This window comes from Klebsiella sp. HN106 (genome assembly GCF_051209435.1).
Taxonomy (GTDB): Bacteria; Pseudomonadota; Gammaproteobacteria; order Enterobacterales; family Enterobacteriaceae; genus Klebsiella; species Klebsiella oxytoca.
The window spans coordinates 1-278 of record NZ_JBLURD010000296.1 but is presented as its reverse complement, the minus strand read 5'-3'; the positions used below and the strand labels follow the sequence as shown (position 1 = coordinate 278).

General features: G+C 60.1%; 1 pseudogene. It reads right to left on the bottom strand.

Annotated elements, in window-relative coordinates:
* Window positions 1-278 (bottom strand): annotated as a pseudogene (pgaB, locus tag ACSIPU_RS31285) (poly-beta-1,6-N-acetyl-D-glucosamine N-deacetylase PgaB); the annotation flags it as partial.

Here is a 278-nt window from a genome sequence, read left to right as displayed (position 1 = left end):
CATAGTCCAGATCCACATGCATCACCCGAACAGGATCGGCTTCCTGAATTTGGGTCACGGCGCTGGCAAAGGCCTTGAGCGACGGGTTACCGGCGATCAGCAGGCGTGGAATATTGTCCAGATCCTTCACGTTGCCCAAGCCGTCGTTCAGCGTAAACGCCAGCTGATACCCTTGCTGTTTGGCGATGGTCAGGGTGCTGCCGCTGGCGGCGCCGTAGGGCCACACCCAGGCGCGCGGCGTTTTCCCGGCAACCTCATGGATTTTCGCCGTCACTTTC